This window comes from Actinomadura sp. NPDC000600, from assembly GCF_040492135.1.
In the GTDB taxonomy this organism is placed as follows: Bacteria; Actinomycetota; Actinomycetes; order Streptosporangiales; family Streptosporangiaceae; genus Spirillospora.
Genome location: NZ_JBEUPD010000008.1, coordinates 118,829 through 136,528, shown reverse-complemented (window position 1 = coordinate 136,528; position 17,700 = coordinate 118,829). Strand labels below are relative to the sequence as shown.

General features: G+C 75.3%; 15 protein-coding genes. 8 read left to right on the top strand and 7 right to left on the bottom strand.

The annotated features are described in order from the left end of the window. Window positions 1-141: 141 nt before the first annotated feature. From ABWI07_RS14575 to ABWI07_RS14565, 3 genes are all read right to left on the bottom strand, one after another. The gene (locus ABWI07_RS14575) at window positions 142-1,074 is read right to left on the bottom strand and encodes a baeRF2 domain-containing protein (RefSeq protein WP_353818832.1); all 933 of its coding nucleotides are present in this window, start codon (window positions 1,072-1,074) and stop codon (window positions 142-144) included. Window positions 1,075-1,149: 75 nt separating this feature from the next. Then, window positions 1,150-2,010 (bottom strand): universal stress protein, encoded by an 861-nt coding sequence (locus ABWI07_RS14570; protein ID WP_149257035.1) that lies wholly within the window; start codon window positions 2,008-2,010, stop codon window positions 1,150-1,152. A gap of 256 nt (window positions 2,011-2,266) precedes the next feature. Further along, window positions 2,267-2,992 carry a hypothetical protein gene (locus ABWI07_RS14565; RefSeq protein ID WP_200841639.1) on the bottom strand — a complete coding sequence of 242 codons (726 nt, stop codon included), beginning with the start codon at window positions 2,990-2,992 and terminating at the stop codon, window positions 2,267-2,269. Between the two features lie 260 nt (window positions 2,993-3,252). On the opposite strand from ABWI07_RS14565, the gene ABWI07_RS14560 reads away from it, so the two are divergent. Both ABWI07_RS14560 and ABWI07_RS14555 read left to right on the top strand, forming a co-directional pair. Continuing rightward, window positions 3,253-3,822 carry an Rv1733c family protein gene (locus tag ABWI07_RS14560; protein ID WP_353818831.1) on the top strand — a complete coding sequence of 190 codons (570 nt, stop codon included), beginning with the start codon at window positions 3,253-3,255 and terminating at the stop codon, window positions 3,820-3,822. Between the two features lie 31 nt (window positions 3,823-3,853). Then, complete coding sequence (locus tag ABWI07_RS14555) at window positions 3,854-5,230, top strand: wax ester/triacylglycerol synthase family O-acyltransferase (protein WP_353818830.1); 1,377 nt, start codon at window positions 3,854-3,856, stop codon at window positions 5,228-5,230. A gap of 55 nt (window positions 5,231-5,285) precedes the next feature. On the opposite strand, the gene ABWI07_RS14550 is transcribed toward ABWI07_RS14555, so the two are convergent. Together ABWI07_RS14550 and ABWI07_RS14545 are read right to left on the bottom strand one after the other, a co-directional pair. Beyond that, the gene (locus ABWI07_RS14550) at window positions 5,286-8,000 is read right to left on the bottom strand and encodes a cation-translocating P-type ATPase (protein ID WP_353818828.1); all 2,715 of its coding nucleotides are present in this window, start codon (window positions 7,998-8,000) and stop codon (window positions 5,286-5,288) included. Window positions 8,001-8,013: 13 nt separating this feature from the next. Further along, entirely contained in the window at window positions 8,014-10,656 is a 2,643-nt protein-coding gene (locus tag ABWI07_RS14545; protein WP_149257037.1) for a bifunctional acetate--CoA ligase family protein/GNAT family N-acetyltransferase, read from the bottom strand. Between the two features lie 146 nt (window positions 10,657-10,802). On the opposite strand from ABWI07_RS14545, the gene ABWI07_RS14540 reads away from it, so the two are divergent. Together ABWI07_RS14540 and ABWI07_RS14535 are read left to right on the top strand one after the other, a co-directional pair. After that, on the top strand, window positions 10,803-11,921 hold the full coding sequence (locus tag ABWI07_RS14540; protein ID WP_235036501.1) for a class I tRNA ligase family protein: 1,119 nt from the start codon (window positions 10,803-10,805) through the stop codon (window positions 11,919-11,921). A gap of 109 nt (window positions 11,922-12,030) precedes the next feature. Continuing rightward, window positions 12,031-12,405 carry a hypothetical protein gene (locus ABWI07_RS14535; RefSeq protein ID WP_353818827.1) on the top strand — a complete coding sequence of 125 codons (375 nt, stop codon included), beginning with the start codon at window positions 12,031-12,033 and terminating at the stop codon, window positions 12,403-12,405. A 54-nt stretch (window positions 12,406-12,459) separates the two neighbouring features. Here ABWI07_RS14535 and ABWI07_RS14530 read toward each other — a convergent pair whose 3' ends face one another. Beyond that, window positions 12,460-13,893, bottom strand: coding sequence for a sensor histidine kinase (locus ABWI07_RS14530; RefSeq protein ID WP_149257039.1), 1,434 nt, complete (start codon window positions 13,891-13,893; stop codon window positions 12,460-12,462). Beyond that, the gene (locus ABWI07_RS14525) at window positions 13,890-14,630 is read right to left on the bottom strand and encodes a response regulator transcription factor (protein WP_353818826.1); all 741 of its coding nucleotides are present in this window, start codon (window positions 14,628-14,630) and stop codon (window positions 13,890-13,892) included. Before ABWI07_RS14525 ends, ABWI07_RS14530 begins: the two co-directional genes overlap by 4 nt. 114 nt (window positions 14,631-14,744) lie before the next feature. Between ABWI07_RS14525 and ABWI07_RS14520 the strand changes: the two genes are divergently transcribed. The 4 genes from ABWI07_RS14520 to ABWI07_RS14505 all read left to right on the top strand — a co-directional run bounded on the left by ABWI07_RS14520 (window position 14,745) and on the right by ABWI07_RS14505 (window position 17,696). Next, complete coding sequence (locus ABWI07_RS14520) at window positions 14,745-16,103, top strand: ferredoxin reductase family protein (protein WP_353818825.1); 1,359 nt, start codon at window positions 14,745-14,747, stop codon at window positions 16,101-16,103. A gap of 13 nt (window positions 16,104-16,116) precedes the next feature. Beyond that, a complete protein-coding gene (locus tag ABWI07_RS14515) occupies window positions 16,117-16,560 on the top strand; it encodes an FMN-binding protein (protein WP_149257042.1) in 444 nt (147 codons plus the stop codon). Next, entirely contained in the window at window positions 16,553-17,326 is a 774-nt protein-coding gene (locus ABWI07_RS14510) for an FAD:protein FMN transferase (protein WP_200841642.1), read from the top strand. The genes ABWI07_RS14515 and ABWI07_RS14510 overlap by 8 nt, the downstream gene beginning before the upstream one ends. A 145-nt stretch (window positions 17,327-17,471) precedes the next feature. Continuing rightward, window positions 17,472-17,696 (top strand): hypothetical protein, encoded by a 225-nt coding sequence (locus tag ABWI07_RS14505; protein WP_149257043.1) that lies wholly within the window; start codon window positions 17,472-17,474, stop codon window positions 17,694-17,696. Window positions 17,697-17,700 lie beyond the last annotated feature (4 nt).

The window sequence follows — 17,700 nt, the reverse complement described above, 5'->3', positions numbered from 1 at the left end:
CCCCTTCAGGGTTCCTGCCTGGTCGATCTCAGCCTCTCCTGCGGGGGCGTGCCGCAGGAGGGTCGACGGTCCGGAGGAACAGGGACCTTCGGCCCTCCGGCCGAGGGCCTCTCGCGGGCCGGCCCCCGGCCCCGGGCCCCGTCAACCGCCGAAACGGCAGAGCGCGCCGATGCCCTCGATCGGAGCGTGGGGCGTGCCCGGTGGAACGAGCCGGGCGTCGGCTCCGGCGAGCAGCGCGGCCCGCAGAGCGACGTCGATCAGGGGGGCGGCCTCGATCACGGGGTCGCCGTCCGCCGGTGTGCCCGGACGCGTCCAGGCGTCCGGGCTCAGGGCCGTCCGGCCGGACGCCCGGTCGAACCACGCGATGCGCCGGTCCGCCGGGTCGTCGACGACGACCAGGGCGCGGACCCGGCCGCGCGAGAGGGCGTCCAGCGTCGCCGCCGCGCCCTCCACCACCCAGTCGGCCGACCCGCCCGCCTCGGCCATGCGCGCCAGGAGGCCCCGGTTCCGTTCCGCGACCCAGGCGCGGACGTGCTGGTCGACCTGAGGCGCCAGACGCCGCCCCGAATCCTCGCGGGTGAGGACGCACGGCACATGCCGGACGGAGACCCTGCGCCGCACCCCGCCCGGGATGCGCTTGTCGATGTCGTACACCACGCGGATGTCGCCCGCGAGGAGGAGCAGTTCCGCGGGACTGCGAAGGAGCCCGTCGCAGAGGGCCTCCGCGACCCGGACGGCGTTGCGCTCGTCCGGGTCCGCCGGGCGGTCGCGCCGCCTTCCGGATCCCCGGACGGCACGCCTCACGCCGTCGTCCGGGCCTGTGGCGGTGCGCACGATCCGCTGCTGGAGCCCGCCGTGATGGATCTCGATGTCCGCGCCCTCGCGGTCGGTCAGGGCGAGGGCGTAAGGCGGCCTCTCCTGCAGCCAGGCCACGAGCGGGCGCACGTACGGGACGGGTGCGCGGACGAGGACGTCGGACAGCCGCACCCCGGGCATCTCGAACGCGTTCGGCGCCGGTCCGCCCGACACGATCCGGCGCAGGTCCCTCATGCCGCTCTCGGCGTCCGTCCTCATGATCCCAGCGTCCGCCCGCGCCCGCCCCCGAGAAAGGTTCGAAGGTCCGGTCCTGTGGGGCCGTTCGGGCAGATCTCAGAAATCGCCGGCGCTCTCCGGCGGGACCACCGCGATGGGGCAGACCGCGTTGTACAGCAGCCATTGGGCCACCGAACCGAACGCGGGGTGCGCTGCCCCGACCACCAGGAGCCGCGCCTCCTGCGCGGCCTCCTGCAGCGCCTCGGGCGGCGGCGCGAGGGGGTTCTCCGGGTGCGTGAGGACGTCCGGGTGCCGCTCCTGGACGACCGCCACGGCCCGCTCCATCGGGTCGTGCGCGGACGAGTGCCGGACCGCGGGGCCCTGCGCCTCCTCGGCCTCGGCGCCCGAGTAGACGATCTTCAGGGGCAGCTGGCGCAGCTCCGCCTCGCGCGCGGCGAAGGAGAGCGCGCTCTCCGCGGCCGGCGAGCCGTCCACCACGACCACGACCGGCCGCACGTCCTCGGGACGGGGCAGCGCGCCGACTCCCCGGACCACGATGACCGGGCAGCGGGCGTGCATGGCCACGTGCGCGGCGACCGAGCCGACGGGCACGCGCGCGAGCCGGCCGAGCCCGCGCGATCCGAGCACCAGGAGCTCCGCGCCGGCCGACAGCTCCGTGAGCCGCTCCGCCGCCGACCCCTCCTCCGAGACCGGTCGGACCGCGACCCCGGCCGTGCGCTCCCGGGCGCACTCGACGCCGTGGGCCAGCACGTGCTGCGCCGCCTCGTGCAGCGACCGGCGGCCCGCCTCCTCCAGTTCGGGGGCGACCCCCTGGTACGGCCAGTGCCACGCGTGGCACAGCACCAGCGGCGACCCGCGCAGCTCCGCCTCGTCCAGCGCCCAGTCGAGCGCCTGCATGGCGTAGACCGATCCGTCGAAGCCGACGACCACCTCGCGGGCAGTGCCTCCGTCAGACATCGGGCCCCTCCGTCCCCTCCGGCCGCGTCCGCGGACGGCGCGCACGGCCGGTGGCCGGGAGGCGGCGTCCGCGGAACATGGTTGGGGGCGGGAGAAGCCCTCCGCCGCTTAGGCAGCGTTTCGAGATGGACGGTGCGTGGTCTCCCACTTCTCCGTCCCTTCCTCCTCGACTTCTCTCGCCCTACTCCATTCCACCGCCCCTCCGGGGCCCGGGCCAGGGACGAAAGTCCTTCGTTCGCCGCCCGGCCCGCGGCCGCTACCGGAGCGGCCGGAGGTCGGCTCGGCGGGCCGCGCCGGTCTCCGCGCCCTCCGGCCCCGCGGCCGCGCGGCCGGCGACGAGCCGCCGGAGGTTGCGGAACTGCCGCTGCTGCATGACGAAGTGCGCGGGCTCGCCGAAGAGCCAGGCGAACAGCCGGTTCGGGACGGAGGGCTCCCCGCGGCCGCGCGTCCGGACGACCAGCCGCGTGCACCCGTCGGGGAGCGGGCGTAGATGGAAGGCCCAGATCCCGTCGGAGTACGCCCTGGGCCGCGGCCCGCGCGGGTCGAACGACCGTCCGGACGGCAGCTCCAGGTCGCTGCGCAGCACCAGGGTCCTGCCCGGATCGAGGACCTCGACCCGGAAGTACATCTCCCCGCTCGGCACCGCGGGCAGGCGGTCGCCCACCGCCAGGTCCTGCCATTCGGGGACGACGCGGTCCGAGCTCGGCCGCCCGCCGTTGTCGAGCAGGTCCCAGCTGTACCAGCCGGCCCGGCCGTTCCCCATCTGCACCAGCCACGGCCAGACCGCCTCCGGCGGCGCGGGCAGCGAGGTGGCCATGGTCGACTGGCTCGTCGCGTTCTCGATCAGATCGTCGCTCGGATACCGGGCGCCCGCCTCCCTGTAGGTGGCCCCCCAGCACAGCAGCGTGGGGCGGAGCGCGAACACATAGGCGGTGGCGGCGCCGCAGGCGAGCGCGGCCCTGCGGACGTTCGTGCTCTTCACGTGCCCTCCCCCTGTCGATGACCGTTCCGTCCCACGCTGCCGGGCGGCAGTGCGCCTCCGCAGAGGCCTTCGCCACCTCGGCCGCGGGACGTTCGTCCCTCCGCCCCGGGAGGTTCGGCGGACCGGCCGGAAGGGACCTTCGGGTCCGGGGGTGGGGACATCGGTCCGTGGCGCCCGGTGCGCCCCCGAGAAAGGCTGCTGGTGTACGCCGTTCCGGGCGACTTCCGAGGTCGTTCGGGCATCGACCCGGGGAGCAGGCCATGACGCAGACGCGCGCGGACCGCTTGCGGCGCCGCTGCGGGTTCGACGGCAACCCCCTGCGCCGCCGCGTGGACCGGGTCCAGTGGCGGGTCGGGCTGCTCCTGCTCCTGGTCTTCCTGGTCGTCGCCCCGATCGCCTGCGCGCACGCCGTCCGGTCCGTCCACACGGCGGGGGTCCGCGCCGAGCGGTACGAGGCCGCGACGCGCCACCGGGTCGAGGCGACGGTGGTCGGCGTCAGGCCGCTGGAGTCCGGGCGCGACGTGTCGGTGGTCTGGACCGGACCTGAGGGCGCCATGCGGACCGGCCACTACACGAGTTGGAAGGCGACGCGGCTCGGCGAGCGGCGCGAACTGTGGGCGGGACCCCACGGCGGTCTGGGCGAGACCGGGCCGCGGAAGCACGTGCGGACGATCGGCGACGACGCGTCGGCCGGCGCGGCGACCACGGCGGTGACGGGGCTGCCGCTGCTCACCCTCTACCTGCTGGTCCGCCGGCGCTGCGACAGGTGCCGCTACCGCCGGTGGGAGGACGAATGGGCCGACTTCGACCGCCGCTCCCGCTCGGCCTAGCAGGCCGGAGACCGCACGCCGGAGGTGCACGATGCAGCGGATGAACGCGCTGGACGCGGGAATGTTCTTCGCCGAGAACGACACGACGCCGCTCCAGATCGGCACCGTGACGGTGTTCGAGGGCCCCGCCCCCGGCCACGCGGAGCTGGAGCGGGAGATCTTCGCCCGGCTCCGGTTCGCGCCCCGCTGCCGGCAGCGCGTCCGGACGGTCCCGCTCCGCCTCGCGCACCCGGTGTGGGTCGACGACCGCCGCTTCCGGATGGCCGACCACGTCCGGCACGTGGAGGCGCCAGCGCCCGGCGGCCCGGAGGAGCTGCAGGAGCTGGCGGGCGACGTCCTCGGCCGGCGGCTGGACCTCACCCGCTCCCCCTGGGAGGTGTGGCTGGTCGAGGGCCTGCGGGACGGCCGCTGGGCGCTGATCTCCAAGGTGCACCACTGCATGGTCGACGGGCTGGCCGGGATCGACCTGCTGGGCGTCCTGCTCGACGCCGGCCCCGGCTGGTCGCCCGCCGATCCCCGGCTGTGGACGCCCGCGCCGGAGCCGTCCGGGCGGGCGGTCGTCCGCAGCGCCGTGGCGGACCGGCTGAAGGGGCTCGGGCGGCAGGCCGCCCGGCTCTTCCTCCCGGCTCTGCGCGACTCGATCACCGTCGCGGGCGCGGTGCCCGGCTACGCCGCGCGCCTCACCGGCCCCGGCGCGTCCTCCCTCAACGGCCCGACCGTCCCGCTCCGGCGCTGGTCGCGGACCTCCGCCGGCCTGGACGAGGTGGCCCGGATCAGGCGCGCCTTCGGCGGCTCGGTCAACGACGTCGCGCTGGCCGCGACGGCCTCCGGCTTCCGGACGCTGCTGGCCGCCCGCGGCGAACTCACCGCGGACTCGACCGTCCGCGCGCTGGTGCCCGTCTCGGTCCGGTCGGCCGACGAACGCGGGGTCCTGGCGAACCGGGTGTCGGCGGTCCTGGCCGACCTGCCCTGCGGGGAGCCGGACCCCGTGCGCCGTCTGCGGCTGCTGCGCGAGCAGATGGACGGCGCGAAGAGCGCGGACCAGGCCGCCGGACTCGACGCCTTCCTCCAGCTCCTCGGGGGCGCCCCCGGGCTGTTCTCGGTGGCGGCCCACACGGCGCTGCGGCTGCGGCAGCCGCTGGTCCACACGATCGTCACCAACGTCCCCGGCCCCTCCTTCCCGCTGTACGCGATGGGGCGGCGGATGCTGGAGATGGACCCCTACATCCCGATCGTCGCCGGGCTGCGCGTGTCCGTCGGCATCGTCTCCTACGACGGCGTCCTGTCGTTCGGGATCACCGGCGACCACGACGCACTCCCCGATCTGCGGACCCTGTGCGCGGGGATCCGCGACGGCGTCGACGAACTCGTCAAGGAATCGGCGCGGGCCGCGCATCCCACGGCCTGAAACTGCGGGACCGCCCCTCCACCGCCCGGGCCGGTGCGTCGGCCCGGGCCCCTGGTCAGCCGGCGCTCGGCGCCGGGACGGCACGGGCGCGGCGGCGGTGGCGGCGGTACTCGTCGGCCGCCCAGACGATGACGGGGAACGCGGCGATGATGCCCAGGACGTCCGGCGGGAGGGCGGCGGTTCCGAAGAGGTGCTGGAAGGGCGGCAGGTAGATCAGGGCGGCGGCGAACAGGACCTCGAAGGCGATGCCGGCCAGCAGGAGCGGGTTGGTGGTGAGCCCCACCTCGCGGAGGGACGCGTGGTCGGTGCGGGAGGCCATCGCGGTGCCGATCTGGCAGGTGACCAGGCCCGCGAACGTCGCGGTGGTGGCGGTCAGGTAGGCGTGGTGGAGGGGGGCGCCCGTGCCGGTCGGGTCGCCGGGATGCCAGCCGGCCCGCCACAACGTGTAGAAGAACACCGACATGACCAGGACGGCGGAGATCAGGCCGAGGTAGCCCCACGCGCGGATCAGCATGTCCCGGGAGATGACGCCCTGGGACGACGGGCGGGGCGGCCGGTCCATGATGCCGGGTTCGGCGGGTTCGCGGCCGAGGGCCAGCGCGGGGAGCGTCTCGGTGCCGAGGTCGATCGCGAGGATCTGCAGGACCGTGAGGGGCAGCGGCACCAGGCCGCCGCTGAGCGCGAACACCAGGAAGGGGACGATCTCCGGGACGGCGTGGGCGAAGATGTAGAGGATGAACTTGCGGACGTTGTCGTAGACGCGCCGGCCGGATTCGACGGCGGTCACGATCGTGGCGAAGTTGTCGTCGGTCAGCACCATCGTGGACGCCTCGCGGGCGACGTCGGTGCCCGAGCGCCCCATCGCCACGCCGATATGGGCCTGGTGCAGGGCCGGGGCGTCGTTGGCGCCGTCCCCGGTCATCGCCACGATCCGGCCGTGGGCGCGCAGCGCGTCGGCGACCTTGAGCTTGGTCTCCGGCGACGACCGCGCGAAGACGATCTCGTCGTCGCCGGTCAGCAGCTCGTCCAGCTCGTGGTCGTGCACCTTCTCCGACTCGGCGACCACGCGCAGGCGCGGGACGCCGATGCCGACCTCCGCGGCGACGGCCGCGGCGGTGGCGCCGTTGTCGCCGGTGACGATGTGGACGCGCAGCCCCGCGCCGTGGCAGCGGCGCACGGCGTCCGCGACCTCCGGGCGCGGCGGGTCGTACAGCCCGACGAGCCCGAGGAGGCGCAGCCCGGTCTCGGCGTCCTCCCGCCGTTCGGGCGGGGCGGCGCCGGGCGGCAGGACCCGGTCGGCGACCGCCAGCACCCGCAGGCCCCGGCGTGCGAGCTCGTCGACGACGTCCATGACCGCGTGCCGGTCCGCGCCGGAGCAGCGGGCCAGCACGGCCTCGGGCGCGCCCTTGGCGTACACGGCCAGGTGGTCGTCGCGCCGGGCGACGACGGACATCATCCGCAGGCGGGCGTCGAACCGGAAGGCGGCCCGGCGCCGGCCGTCGCGCGCCGTGAGGCGGGCGGGCGCGTCGGGACCGCCGCCCAGGACCAGGGCGATCTCGGTCGGGTCGCCCTGCAGGTCGCCGGCCTCGTCGTAGGAGACCGTGGTGCACTCGGTCATCGCCCGCGCCAGCTCGGCGGGCGGCGGTCGCTCCGGCGCCGTGACCGTGCCGCCGTCCGGGGTCCAGTACGCCTGGAGCCGCATCCGGTTCTGCGTGAGGGTGCCGGTCTTGTCGGTGCAGATGACGTTGGTGGAGCCGAGCGTCTCGACGGCGCTGAGCCGCTTGACGACCGCGCCCTGCCGGGCGAGGACCCGGACCCCGACCGCCAGCGCGAGGGTGATGGTCGGCAGGAGGCCCTCGGGCACGTTGGCGACCAGCAGCCCGATCGCGAACATGAGGGCGTCGGTCAGCGGCAGGCCGACCAGCGCCCCGATCAGCAGGAACACCACGCCCATCCCGACCGCGACCGCGGCGATCAGCCAGGCCACCTTCTTGACCTGGGCCTCCAGCGGGCTCTCCCCGCGGGGCGCGCGCTGGCTGAGCGCGGCGATGCGGCCGAGCTCGGTGTGCCCGCCGGTCGCGAACACGATCGCCCGCGCCTCTCCCCCGGTGCAGGTCGTCCCGGAGAACACCAGATTGGGCTCGTGGAGCAGGGCGACGCCCTGCTCGGCCGGCGCCGCCACCCTGTCCACGGGCGCCGACTCGCCGGTCAGCATCGACAGGTCGAGTTCCAGGGCCCCTTCGGTGAGCCGGGCGTCGGCGGGGACCTTGTCGCCCTCCTCCAGGAGGATCAGGTCTCCCGGGACGAGGCCGGTGACCTCCACCGCCCGCGCCGTCCCGTCCCGGACGACGTGGGCCTTCTCCGGCAGGTAGGCCGCCAGCGCCTCGACGGCCCGCTCGGCCTGGTGCTCCTGGAGCAGCGCGAACACCGCGTTCACCAGGATCACGGCCAGGATCGCCCAGCCCAGCACCGCCATGCCCGCCACGAACGCCAGCAGGGCCGCGCCCCACAGCAGTAGCGCCAGAGGGTGGAGGAACTGGGCGGACAGCAGCCTGGCCAGGGATCGCTTCTCGCGCCGCCGGACCTGGTTGGCGCCGTAGACCGCCAGCCTGCGGGCCGCCTCGCGCTCGGACAGCCCGCGCTCCCCCGTCCGCAGCTCCTTGCGGAGCCGGGGCAGGGGCTCGCGCGGGTCGGCGGTCGAGACGGCCTCGTCCGCGGCGGTTTCGGGGCCCTGGTGGTGGTGCCGCACGGTCTCCTGGTGATGTCTCACGATCTCGTCCCCTTCAGCGGAGGCGGCGCAGGTAGGGGTCCCAGGCGCGCCGGGGCACGACCTTCACGCGCGCGTCGACGGCCACCACCCCGTCCGGGCGGACGACGGTGGGGTTGAGGTCGAGTTCGGCGATCTCGGGGTGGTCGGCCGCCAGCCTGGACAGCCGCAGCAGGGCCTCGCGCAGGCCGGCGACGTCGCCGGGCGGACGGGCGGGATGGCCGAGCAGCAGGGCCGACAGGCGCGGCTCGCGGATCAGGTCGTCGGCCTCCTGCGCGGTCAGCGGGGCGAGGCGCGCGGTGCGGTCCGCCAGCGCGTCGGTGTCGATGCCGCCCGCTCCGAAGACGACGACGGCCCCGAACACCTCTTCCTGGACGGCGCCGCACAGCACCTCGACGCCCTCCTCCACCATGGCCTGGACGACCACGCCCTTCAGGTCCTCGCCGAACCGGCCCGCGAGGCCCCGGAAGGCCTCTCGTACCTCCCGCTCTCCGTCCAGGCCCAGCCGGAGCGCTCCCGCCGCCGTCTTGTGCACGACGCCGGGCACGTGCGCCTTCATCGCCACCGGGACGCCCATCTCGCGGGCCGCCGCGGCGGCCTCGTCCTCGGTCCGCGCCCAGCACCAGGGGGCGAGGGGGAGCCCGTAGGACTCCAGCAGCCGGAAGGTGCCGACGGGCGGCAGCCAGCCGCCCTCCGGCTCCGCCGACAGGAACTCGTCGATGACGGCCGCAGCCTCCACCGGCAGCAGGCCTGGCAGCACGGGGGCCGTGCCGGGCGGCAGGCCCCGCCGCCGCGCGTAGGAGAAGGCGCGTGCGAACGCGCGGACGGCGTTCTCCGGATAGGCGTAGCAGGGGACGCCCATCTCGTTGACCCTGACGGTCTCGGCCTGCCCCAGCACGACGGCGGCGACCGGCTTGCCGCCGCCGCCGAGCGCTCCGCGCAGATCGGCGAGCGCCGTGGGCGCCACGAGCGCCAGGACGGCGTCGACGGACTCGTCCGCGGCGACCGCGTCGAGGGCCTCCCGGAACAGCTCGGCGGAGACCGCGGCCGTGGTGTCGACGGGGTTGGAGACCGCCGCGCACGGGGGCAGCATCGCGGAGAGGCGGCGCCGGGTGGCCGGTCCGAGGACCGGGACCGTGAGCCCCGCGTCGGCGCAGGCGTCGGCCGCGAGGACCCCCGCCCCGCCCGCGTTGGACACCACCGCGACGCGCGGCCCCGCCGGGAGCGGCTGGGTCGCCAGCAGCGCCGCCGCGTCCACCAGTTCCCCGAGGTCGTCGGTGGCGACGATGCCCGCCTGCCGGAACAGGGCCCGCCGCGTGATCTCCGGGGTGGCGGCGGCCGCGGTGTGGGAGGCCGCCGCCCGCGTGCCGGGCGCCGACCGCCCGGCGAGGACGGTCAGCAACGGCATCCGGGCCGCCACCCGCCGCGCCGTCCTGGCGAACTTGCGCGGGTTGCCGAACGACTCCACGTGCAGGATCCCCACCCGGGTCGTCTCGTCCGACTCCCACCACATGAGCAGGTCGTTCGCGCTGACGTCGTACTTGTCCCCGACCGAGGCGAAGGAGGAGATCCCGACCCCCAGCCGCGACAGCTGCTCCAGCAGCGCGATCCCGACACCGCCCGACTGCACCACCACCCCCGCGCTCCCGGGGACGGGATGCGCGGCGCCGAACGTCGCGTCGAGCGAGACCGCCGTGTTGGCCGTCCCCAGGCAGTTCGGGCCGACCAGCCGCATGCCGTGCTCCCGGCAGACCGCCAGCAGGTCGCGCCCCTGGACGGCGGTGAGCCCGGAGCTGACCACCACCAGCGCACGGGCCCCGCCGCGCCCGCACTCGGCCGCCGCGCGGACCACGGCGCCGGCGGGCACGGTGACGACCGCCAGGTCGGGCCGCTCCGGCAGGTCGGCGGGCGTCGCCACGCAGGGCGCGCCGTGCAGGTCGCCGCCGGCGGCGTGCGGGTTCACCGCGTACACGGCGCCCCCGAACCCGGCGGAGAGGATGTTGCGCAGGATCTCGGCCCCGACCGTCCCCGGCCGCCGGGAGGCCCCGACGACCGCGACCGTCCGCGGCCGCAGCAGCGGCTCCAGGCTCGCCACGTCCGCGCGCCGCTCCCGTTCGGCCACCGCGTCCAGGTATCCCTCGTCGGAGACCAGCGGCAGCGTCAGCTCGACCACGTTCCCCGCGGAGCGGCGCCGCGCCGCCATCCCGGCGTCGGCGAAGACGCGCAGCATCGCGGTGTTCTCCGCGAGCGTGTCGGCGCGGAAGGCCACGATCCCCTGGGAGCGGGCCAGGGATCCGAGGTGCTCCAGCAGCAGCGTGCCGACCCCCCGGTGGTGCATCCGGTCGGCGACCGCCATCGCGAACTCGGCCTCGCCCGGCACGTCGGTCGGTTCGTACTCCGCCACGCCGACCAGTTCGCCGTGCAGCCACGCGCCGAGCGCCGCGTGGCCCGCGCCGTCCGCGCGGCAGACCCGCGCCGCGACCTGCTCGGCCACGGCCCGGTTGAGGCCGAAGAACCGCAGGTAGAGGCTCTCCTCCCGCAGCCCGCGGTGCAGGTCGCGCACCGCCTCCCGGTCCGCCTCGCCCAGCCGCCTGATCTCGACCTGCGTTCCATCGGTCAGCAGCGCGAACACACGCGCGCCGGAAAGGCTCTCGGTCATGCCCCCAGCGTCGGACGGGGCGGCCCGGCGGGTCAGCGCCCCAAGGTCACCGGTCATCGGGACCTTCGTCCCCCGGCCGGGAAGCCTTGCCCGGGGTAGGACGGGAGGGAGTAAGGTGCCCTGCCACCCTGACGAACGGCGCTCTCGTGGATCTCAACGCACCCGATCGCACCCTCCGGATCGGCGGCCGGCCCCTCCCGGTCGTCGGCCCCGCCCGCATGTACGTCTGCGGGATCACCCCCTACGACGCGACCCATCTCGGCCATGCCCGCACCTTCGTCTGGGCCGACGTCGCCGCACGCGTCCTGCGGCACGCCGGCGCCGAGGTGCGCGTGTGCCGCAACGTCACCGACGTCGACGACGTGCTGGACCAGGCGGCGCACCGCGCGGGCAGTCCGTACGACAGCTTCGCCGCCGTCCAGCAGTTCTACTTCGAACGCGACCTGGAGGTGCTCGGCGTCCACGCCGTCGACCTCCAGCCCCGCGCCCACACCCATGTCAGCGAGGTCGTCGCGCTCGCCCAGGGCCTCCTCGCCGCAGGCCTCGCCTACGTCCGGGACGGCGCGGTCCTGTTCCGGGGCGGAGACGTCCCGCAGCGCGCCGGCCTCGACGCCGGCCGGGCCCACGACCTCCTCGCCGAGTACGGCGACGCACCCGACGACCCCGGCAAGGAGGACCCGTTCGACGTCGCGGTGTGGCGGCCGTCGCGGTCGGGCGAGCCCGCCTGGCCCAGCCCCTGGAGCGCCGGCCGGCCCGGCTGGCACGCCGAGTGCGCCGCGATGGCCATGACGGCGTTCGGCCCGGCCCTCGACCTGCACGCGGGCGGCGCCGACCTGCGGTTCCCCCACCACGCCTACGAGGCCGCCATGGCCGAGGCGCTGACGGGCGTACGGCCGTTCTCCCGAGCCTGGCTGCACGTGGGCATGGTGTGCCGGGACGGCGTCAAGATGGCGAAGTCCACCGGGAACCTGGTGCTGGTCTCCGACCTGGTCCAGGACCACCCGGCCGCGGCCGTCCGGTTCATGCTCCTCACCGAGCCCTGGGCACGGGAGTGGGACTACACGCCCGGCGCCCTCGACCGCGCCGCGGCCGACCTGGAGCGGCTGCATCTAGCGGCGGGCCGGGGGAACTCCTCCACCGCGGCCGAGGCCGCCGTGGAACGGGCGCTCCTCGACGACCTCGACGTGCGGACGGCGCTCGGTGTGGCGGAGGAGGAGGGCGGCCGGACCGCTCGCCTGGCCATGCGGATCCTGGCTCTCGGCTGAGTCCCATGGCGGTCCTAAGGCCGCACCCGGAGGGACCAAAGTCCCTGGGGCGCCCCCTGCACGAGCCCAATGCTGGTGTAACCGGCCCGTGCGAATAGGGAGGCCCACGTTGCCCGCCACAGCTCCGAACGAGCTCGACATCCAGTTCGCGACCAGCAAGGACGTTTCGCAGGAGGACCTGCGGCGGGCGCGCGAGACCGTCGCCCGAGCGCTGGCTCATGCCCCGCGTCCCGTCCTGTACGCGAAGGCCATGCTCAGCGTTCTCCACGACCCGGCCGTCCCCCGGCCCTGCCTGGCCTCGTTCCGGGTCGACCTCAACGGCCTGCCGGTCAACGCCCACGCCGCGGCGGCCTCGATGCCGGAGGCGATCAGCCTGGCCGGCACCCGCCTGCGCGCCCGCGTGGAGAGCACCGCCCAGTACAGGGAGACCCGCCGCAGGGCTCGCGGGCACACCAGCGCGACCGGCGAGGGCGCGCCGCTGTAGGAACACGCGGTCGCCGGCGCGCCGCGAGCGCCGGGCTCCAGGGCCGAAGCCCCGCTACGGGGCTTCGGCCTTCGAGATCGGGAGCGTCACGCGGAAGAGCGTGTGCTCTCCGGCGACGAGTTCGGCGCGGCCGCCGTGGGCGGCGGCCACCGCCTGGACGATGGCCAGCCCGAGGCCCGTGCCGCCCGCGCTGCGCGCCCGGCCCTTGTCGGCGCGGACGAACCGCTGGAAGATCTCCTCGCGCAGCTCGGCCGGGATGCCGGGGCCGTCGTCCTCCACGTCGAGGAGGACGGCGGCTCCCTGGACGGTGAGCCGCACGGTGACGTGCGTGCCGGGGGGCGTGTGGGCGCGCGCGTTGGCGAGCAGGTTGGCGACCAGCTGGTGGAGCCGGCGCGCGTCCCCGGTGACGGTCACCGGTTCCTCCGGGAGCACCAGCTCCCAGCGGTGCCGCGGGCCGACCGCACGGGCGTCGGCGGTGGCGTCGAGCACGATGCGGGTCAGGTCGACCGGGTCCGCCTCCAGCGGTCGGCCGGCGTCCAGGCGGGCGAGGAGCAGCAGGTCGTCGACCAGTTCGGACATCCGGACCGACTCGGCCTCGATGCGCCCCAGCGCGTGCCGCACCTCGTCCGGGACGGGCTCGGGCATGCGCAGGGCGAGCTCGGCATGGCCGCGGATCGCGGCGACCGGGGTGCGCAGCTCGTGGCTCGCGTCGGCGGCGAACCGCCGGAGCCGCTCCTCGCTGGCGTGCCGCCGGGCCAGCGCGTTCTCGACGTGGCCGAGCATCCGGTTCAGCGCGGCGCCGACCTGCCCGACCTCGGTGCGGGGGTCGGTGTCGGGGACGCGCTCGGGCATCGCCACCTCGCCGCTGGCCAGCGGCAGCTCGGTGACCCGGGACGCGGTCGCGGCGACCCGCCGCAGCGGGCGCAGGGCCAGCCGGACCCAGGCCGCAGCCGCGATCCCGGCCGCGGCGAGCACGGCCGCGAACACGACCGCCTCCACCATGATGAGGCGGTGCAGCGTCTCCTCGGCCGGCCGGAGCGGCAGGCCGGTGACCAGGACGTCCCCGTCGTCGCCGCGCAGCGCCATCACCCGGTACTCCTCCAGCGCAGACAGGTCGAGCGAACGCCCCCGGCCGTCGGGTGGGAGGGCGGCCAGGGCGCGCCTGTCGGCGGCGTCGAGCGGCACGGGTTCGTCGGAGCTGTCGCGCACGACCGCGGCCTCCGTCACCGTGCGGCCGAAGAGCCGCGCGCCGAACGTCCCCGGCGCCTGACCGCGGGTGTCGGGACGGTCGTCGGCGTCCTTGCGCCGCTCGTGCTCCAGGCTCGCCGGGAACCGCCCGCCGGACGCGGTGAGCTGCTCGTCCAGCCGGCCGACGAGGAACCGGTCGAGCGCGGTCGCGGTGGCGATCCCCACGGCGAGGCAGCTCAGCGCCAGCAGGACGAGCAGTCCGGCGGTGAGCCGGGCCCGCAGCGTGCGCGGGCCCCTCACGGAGCCCCCGGCTTCAGGACGTACCCGACCCCGCGCACGGTGTGGATCATCGGCGCGCGGCCCGCGTCGATCTTCTTGCGCAGGTAGCTGATGTACAGCTCGACGACGTGGGCCTGGCCGCCGAAGTCGTAGTCCCAGACGCGGTCGAGGATCTGGGCCTTGCTGAGGACCCGGCGCGGGTTGCGCATCAGGAAGCGCAGCAGCTCGAACTCGGTGGGGGTCAGCTCCACGACCTCGCCGTCGCGGGTCACCTCCCGGGCGTCCTCGTCCATGGCCAGGCCGCCGACGGTGAGCAGCCGACCGGCGCCCGCCTGCCGGGCCATGCCCGCCCGGCGCAGCAGCCCGCGCAGCCTCGCCAGGACCTCCTCCAGGCTGAACGGCTTGGTCACGTAGTCGTCGCCGCCCGCGGTGATGCCGGCGATGCGGTCCTCGACGGCGTCCTTGGCGGTCAGGAACAGCACGCAGACGTCGGGCGAGTCGGCTCGCAGCCGCCGAAGCACCTGCAGGCCGTCGATGTCGGGGAGCATCACGTCCAGCACGACCGCGTCCGGGCGGAAGTCGCGTGCGGCGGCGAGCGCGCCCGCGCCGTCGCCGGCCGTCCGCACCGCCCAGCCCTCCGAGGCCAGGACGCGCGACAGCACCTCCGCCAGATCCGGTTCGTCGTCGACCACGAGGACCCGTACGGGTGTCCCGTCGGCCCGCTGCAAGCCCGCCACCACGGGTTCGTCGTTCGTCATGGTCCGCTCAGCATCCCTCTCCAACCTCTGCCTTTCCTCTGAAAAGGCTCTGAGATGCGCGTTCTCCCATGGTGTCAGAGGGAACGCAGAAAATGCGTTGGCAGGGTGGCCGGCATGACCACGACCAGGTACGACATCATGCGGCCGCCCCAGCAGGCCCGGCGGTCGGCGTGGCGTATCCCGCCCTGGTGGCCGCAGGTGCTGATCTACGCCGGCGCCGTGGCGGTGCTGGCGCTGTGGTGGCGGAGCACCGGCCCGATCACCGGCCTCGACGGCTGGCTGACGGAGGCGGGGCGCGTCACCGGACTGCTGGCGGGATACGGCTGCGCCGTCCTGCTGGCCCTGATGGCCCGCGTGCCGGCGCTGGAGCGCGGGGTCGGCACCGACCGGCTGGCGCGCTGGCACGCGATGGGCGGGCGGTACACCGTCTTCCTCGCGCTGGCGCACGCCCTCCTGATCATCTGGGGGTACGCGGTCACGGCCCGGACCGACGTCGTCCACGAGACGGCGACGGTGGTCGTCGACTACCCCGAGATGCTCAAGGGGACGCTCGGGTTCCTGCTCTTCCTCGGCGTCGGCATCACCTCCGCGAGGGCGGCCCGGCGGCGGATGCGCTACGAGACGTGGCACTACCTGCACTTCGCCACCTACCTGGCGATCTTCCTCGCGTTCTCGCACCAGCTCGCCAACGGCGCCCAGTTCGCCGGATCGCCCTGGGCCAAGGCCGCCTGGTACACCCTGTACATCGGCGTCGCCGTCGTCCTCGCCTGGTTCCGGTTCCTGATGCCCGCGGTGCGCGGGCTCCGGCACGGGCTGCGGGTCACCGACGTCCAGGCCGAGGCGCCCGGGGTCTTCTCGGTCTACATGAGCGGCCGCCGCCTCGACGAGCTGCGCGCCGAGCCGGGCCAGTTCTTCCGCTGGCGGTTCCTCGCCCCGGGCCACTGGTGGACGGCCAACCCCTACTCGCTGTCCGAACCGGCCCGCGGGCACCGGCTCCGGATCACCGTCAAGGAGGCCGGGGACCACAGCAAGGCCCTCGCCCGGCTCCGCCCCGGGACGCGGGTGTGGGCGGAGGGGCCCTACGGCGGGCTCACCGGAGCGCGGCCGAGCCACGACCGGGCCCTGCTGATCGCCGGCGGCGTCGGCATCACCCCGCTGCGGACGCTGTTCGAGACCCTGCCCGGCGACGTGACCCTCGTCTACCTGGCCCGGCGCCCCGAGGACCTCGCCCTGCGCGGCGAACTTGACGACATCGCCCGCGTGCGGGGCGCGCAGGCCTACTACTTCGTGGACGAGCCGTCCCAGTACTCCCTGCCGCTGACCGGCCGGGCGCTGCGGGGCCTCGTCCCCGACATCCGGCACCGGGACGTCTACCTGTGCGGCCCTCCCGGCATGATGACCGCCGCCCACCGCGCACTCAAGCAGGCAGGCGTGCGGCGCCGCCACGTCCGTACCGAATCCTTCGAGTTCTGAGGGGACCCACCACATGCGCCGAGCCGTGTTCACCACGAGCGCGACGATCGCGGGGGTCGTGCTCCTGCTGTCGCTGAAGCCGCACCATCAGGAGGCCCCCGCCACCCCGCCCGCCACCGCGGGCGGCGGAACGGGCACCGGGACGACCGGAGGGTCGAGCGGCGGAGGGGCGAACCTGGCGAACGGGACCTATCGGGGTCAGACCGTCGACACCCGCTACGGCCCGGTCCAGGTCGAGATCAAGATGTCCTCCGGCCACCTCACCGGCGTCCGCGTCCTACGCTCCCCCTCGGAGAACGGCCGCGACCGCGAGATCGCCGCGTTCGCCCTGCCCAAACTCACCAAGGAGGCCCTCAAGGCCGGGAACGCGCGCATCGACTCCGTCTCCGGCGCCACCTACACCAGCGAGGGGTACATCACCTCCTTGCAGAGCGCTCTGGACAAAGCCCGTGCCTGAGGGAATCAGCCATGTCGAGCACGTGATGGGGACGGTGTTCTCCTTCGACATCCGCACACCGCGCTCGCCGGCCGTCACCGCGGGCCTCGCCGAGGCCGTCGCCTGGCTGCACCACGTCGACCGCGTCTTCTCCCCCTACCGCCCCGACAGCCAGATCACGCGGCTGGCGGACGGCCGCGCCGGGCTCGGCGACTGCGCCCCCGAGGTCGCCGAGGTCCTGCGCCTCTGCGCGGAGATCGGACGGATGACCGGCGGCGCGTTCACCTGCGAACCCGGGGGGCGGCTCGATCCCAGCGGCCTGGTCAAGGGCTGGGCGATCGAGCGGGCGTCGACGATCCTGCACGAGGCCGGGGCGCACGACCACTGCGTGAACGGCGGCGGCGACATCCAGGCGCGCGGCGAGGCCGGCCCCGGAGAACCCTGGCGGCTCGGCCTCGCCGACCCGCACGACCGCGACGGGCTCATCGCCGTCGTGTCCGGTGGCGACATCGCCGTCGCGACCTCGGGAACCGCCGAACGCGGGCGGCACATCATCGACCCCCGCACCGGGCGTCCCGCCGCGGGCCTCGCCTCCGTCACGCTGGTCGGACGCCACCTCACCGACGTCGACGCGCTCGCGACCGCGGCCTTCGTCATGGGCGACGCGGCCCAGGCCTGGGCGGAGGCCTGCCCGCTGGTCGAGGCGCTCGGCGTGTCGTCCGAGGGCCGCCTCTGGTGGACGCCCGGCTTCGAGGGCATCGCCCTGCTCGCCGGCGACCGGGCTTGAGGTCCGCGTCCGGGACGCGGGGGGGGGACCGTCGCCGCCGAGGCGGGGACCAAGGTCCCTACGGGCGCGCGGACGCGTGATCGACGCTTGAGTCGGCACCGTTGGCCGCCGTCGGGGCGGCTCGCCGAGGTTAAGGAGCTTCGCGATGGCGAGGCAGATCATTCATGGTTCGTCCGTCCCGGCTCTGGAACACCGCGTCGCGGTGCTGGAGCGGCAGGTCGCCGCGCTGACCGAAGCGGCCCGGCTGCTGGCCGCGGCCCTGGAGGGCACGCCCCTGGACACCCCCGACCGCGGCGGCACGGCGCCGACGGCGCGGCAGGCGCACGAACTGCTCCTGCTTCCGCCGCTCACCCCCACCGCCGGTCGCTGACCCC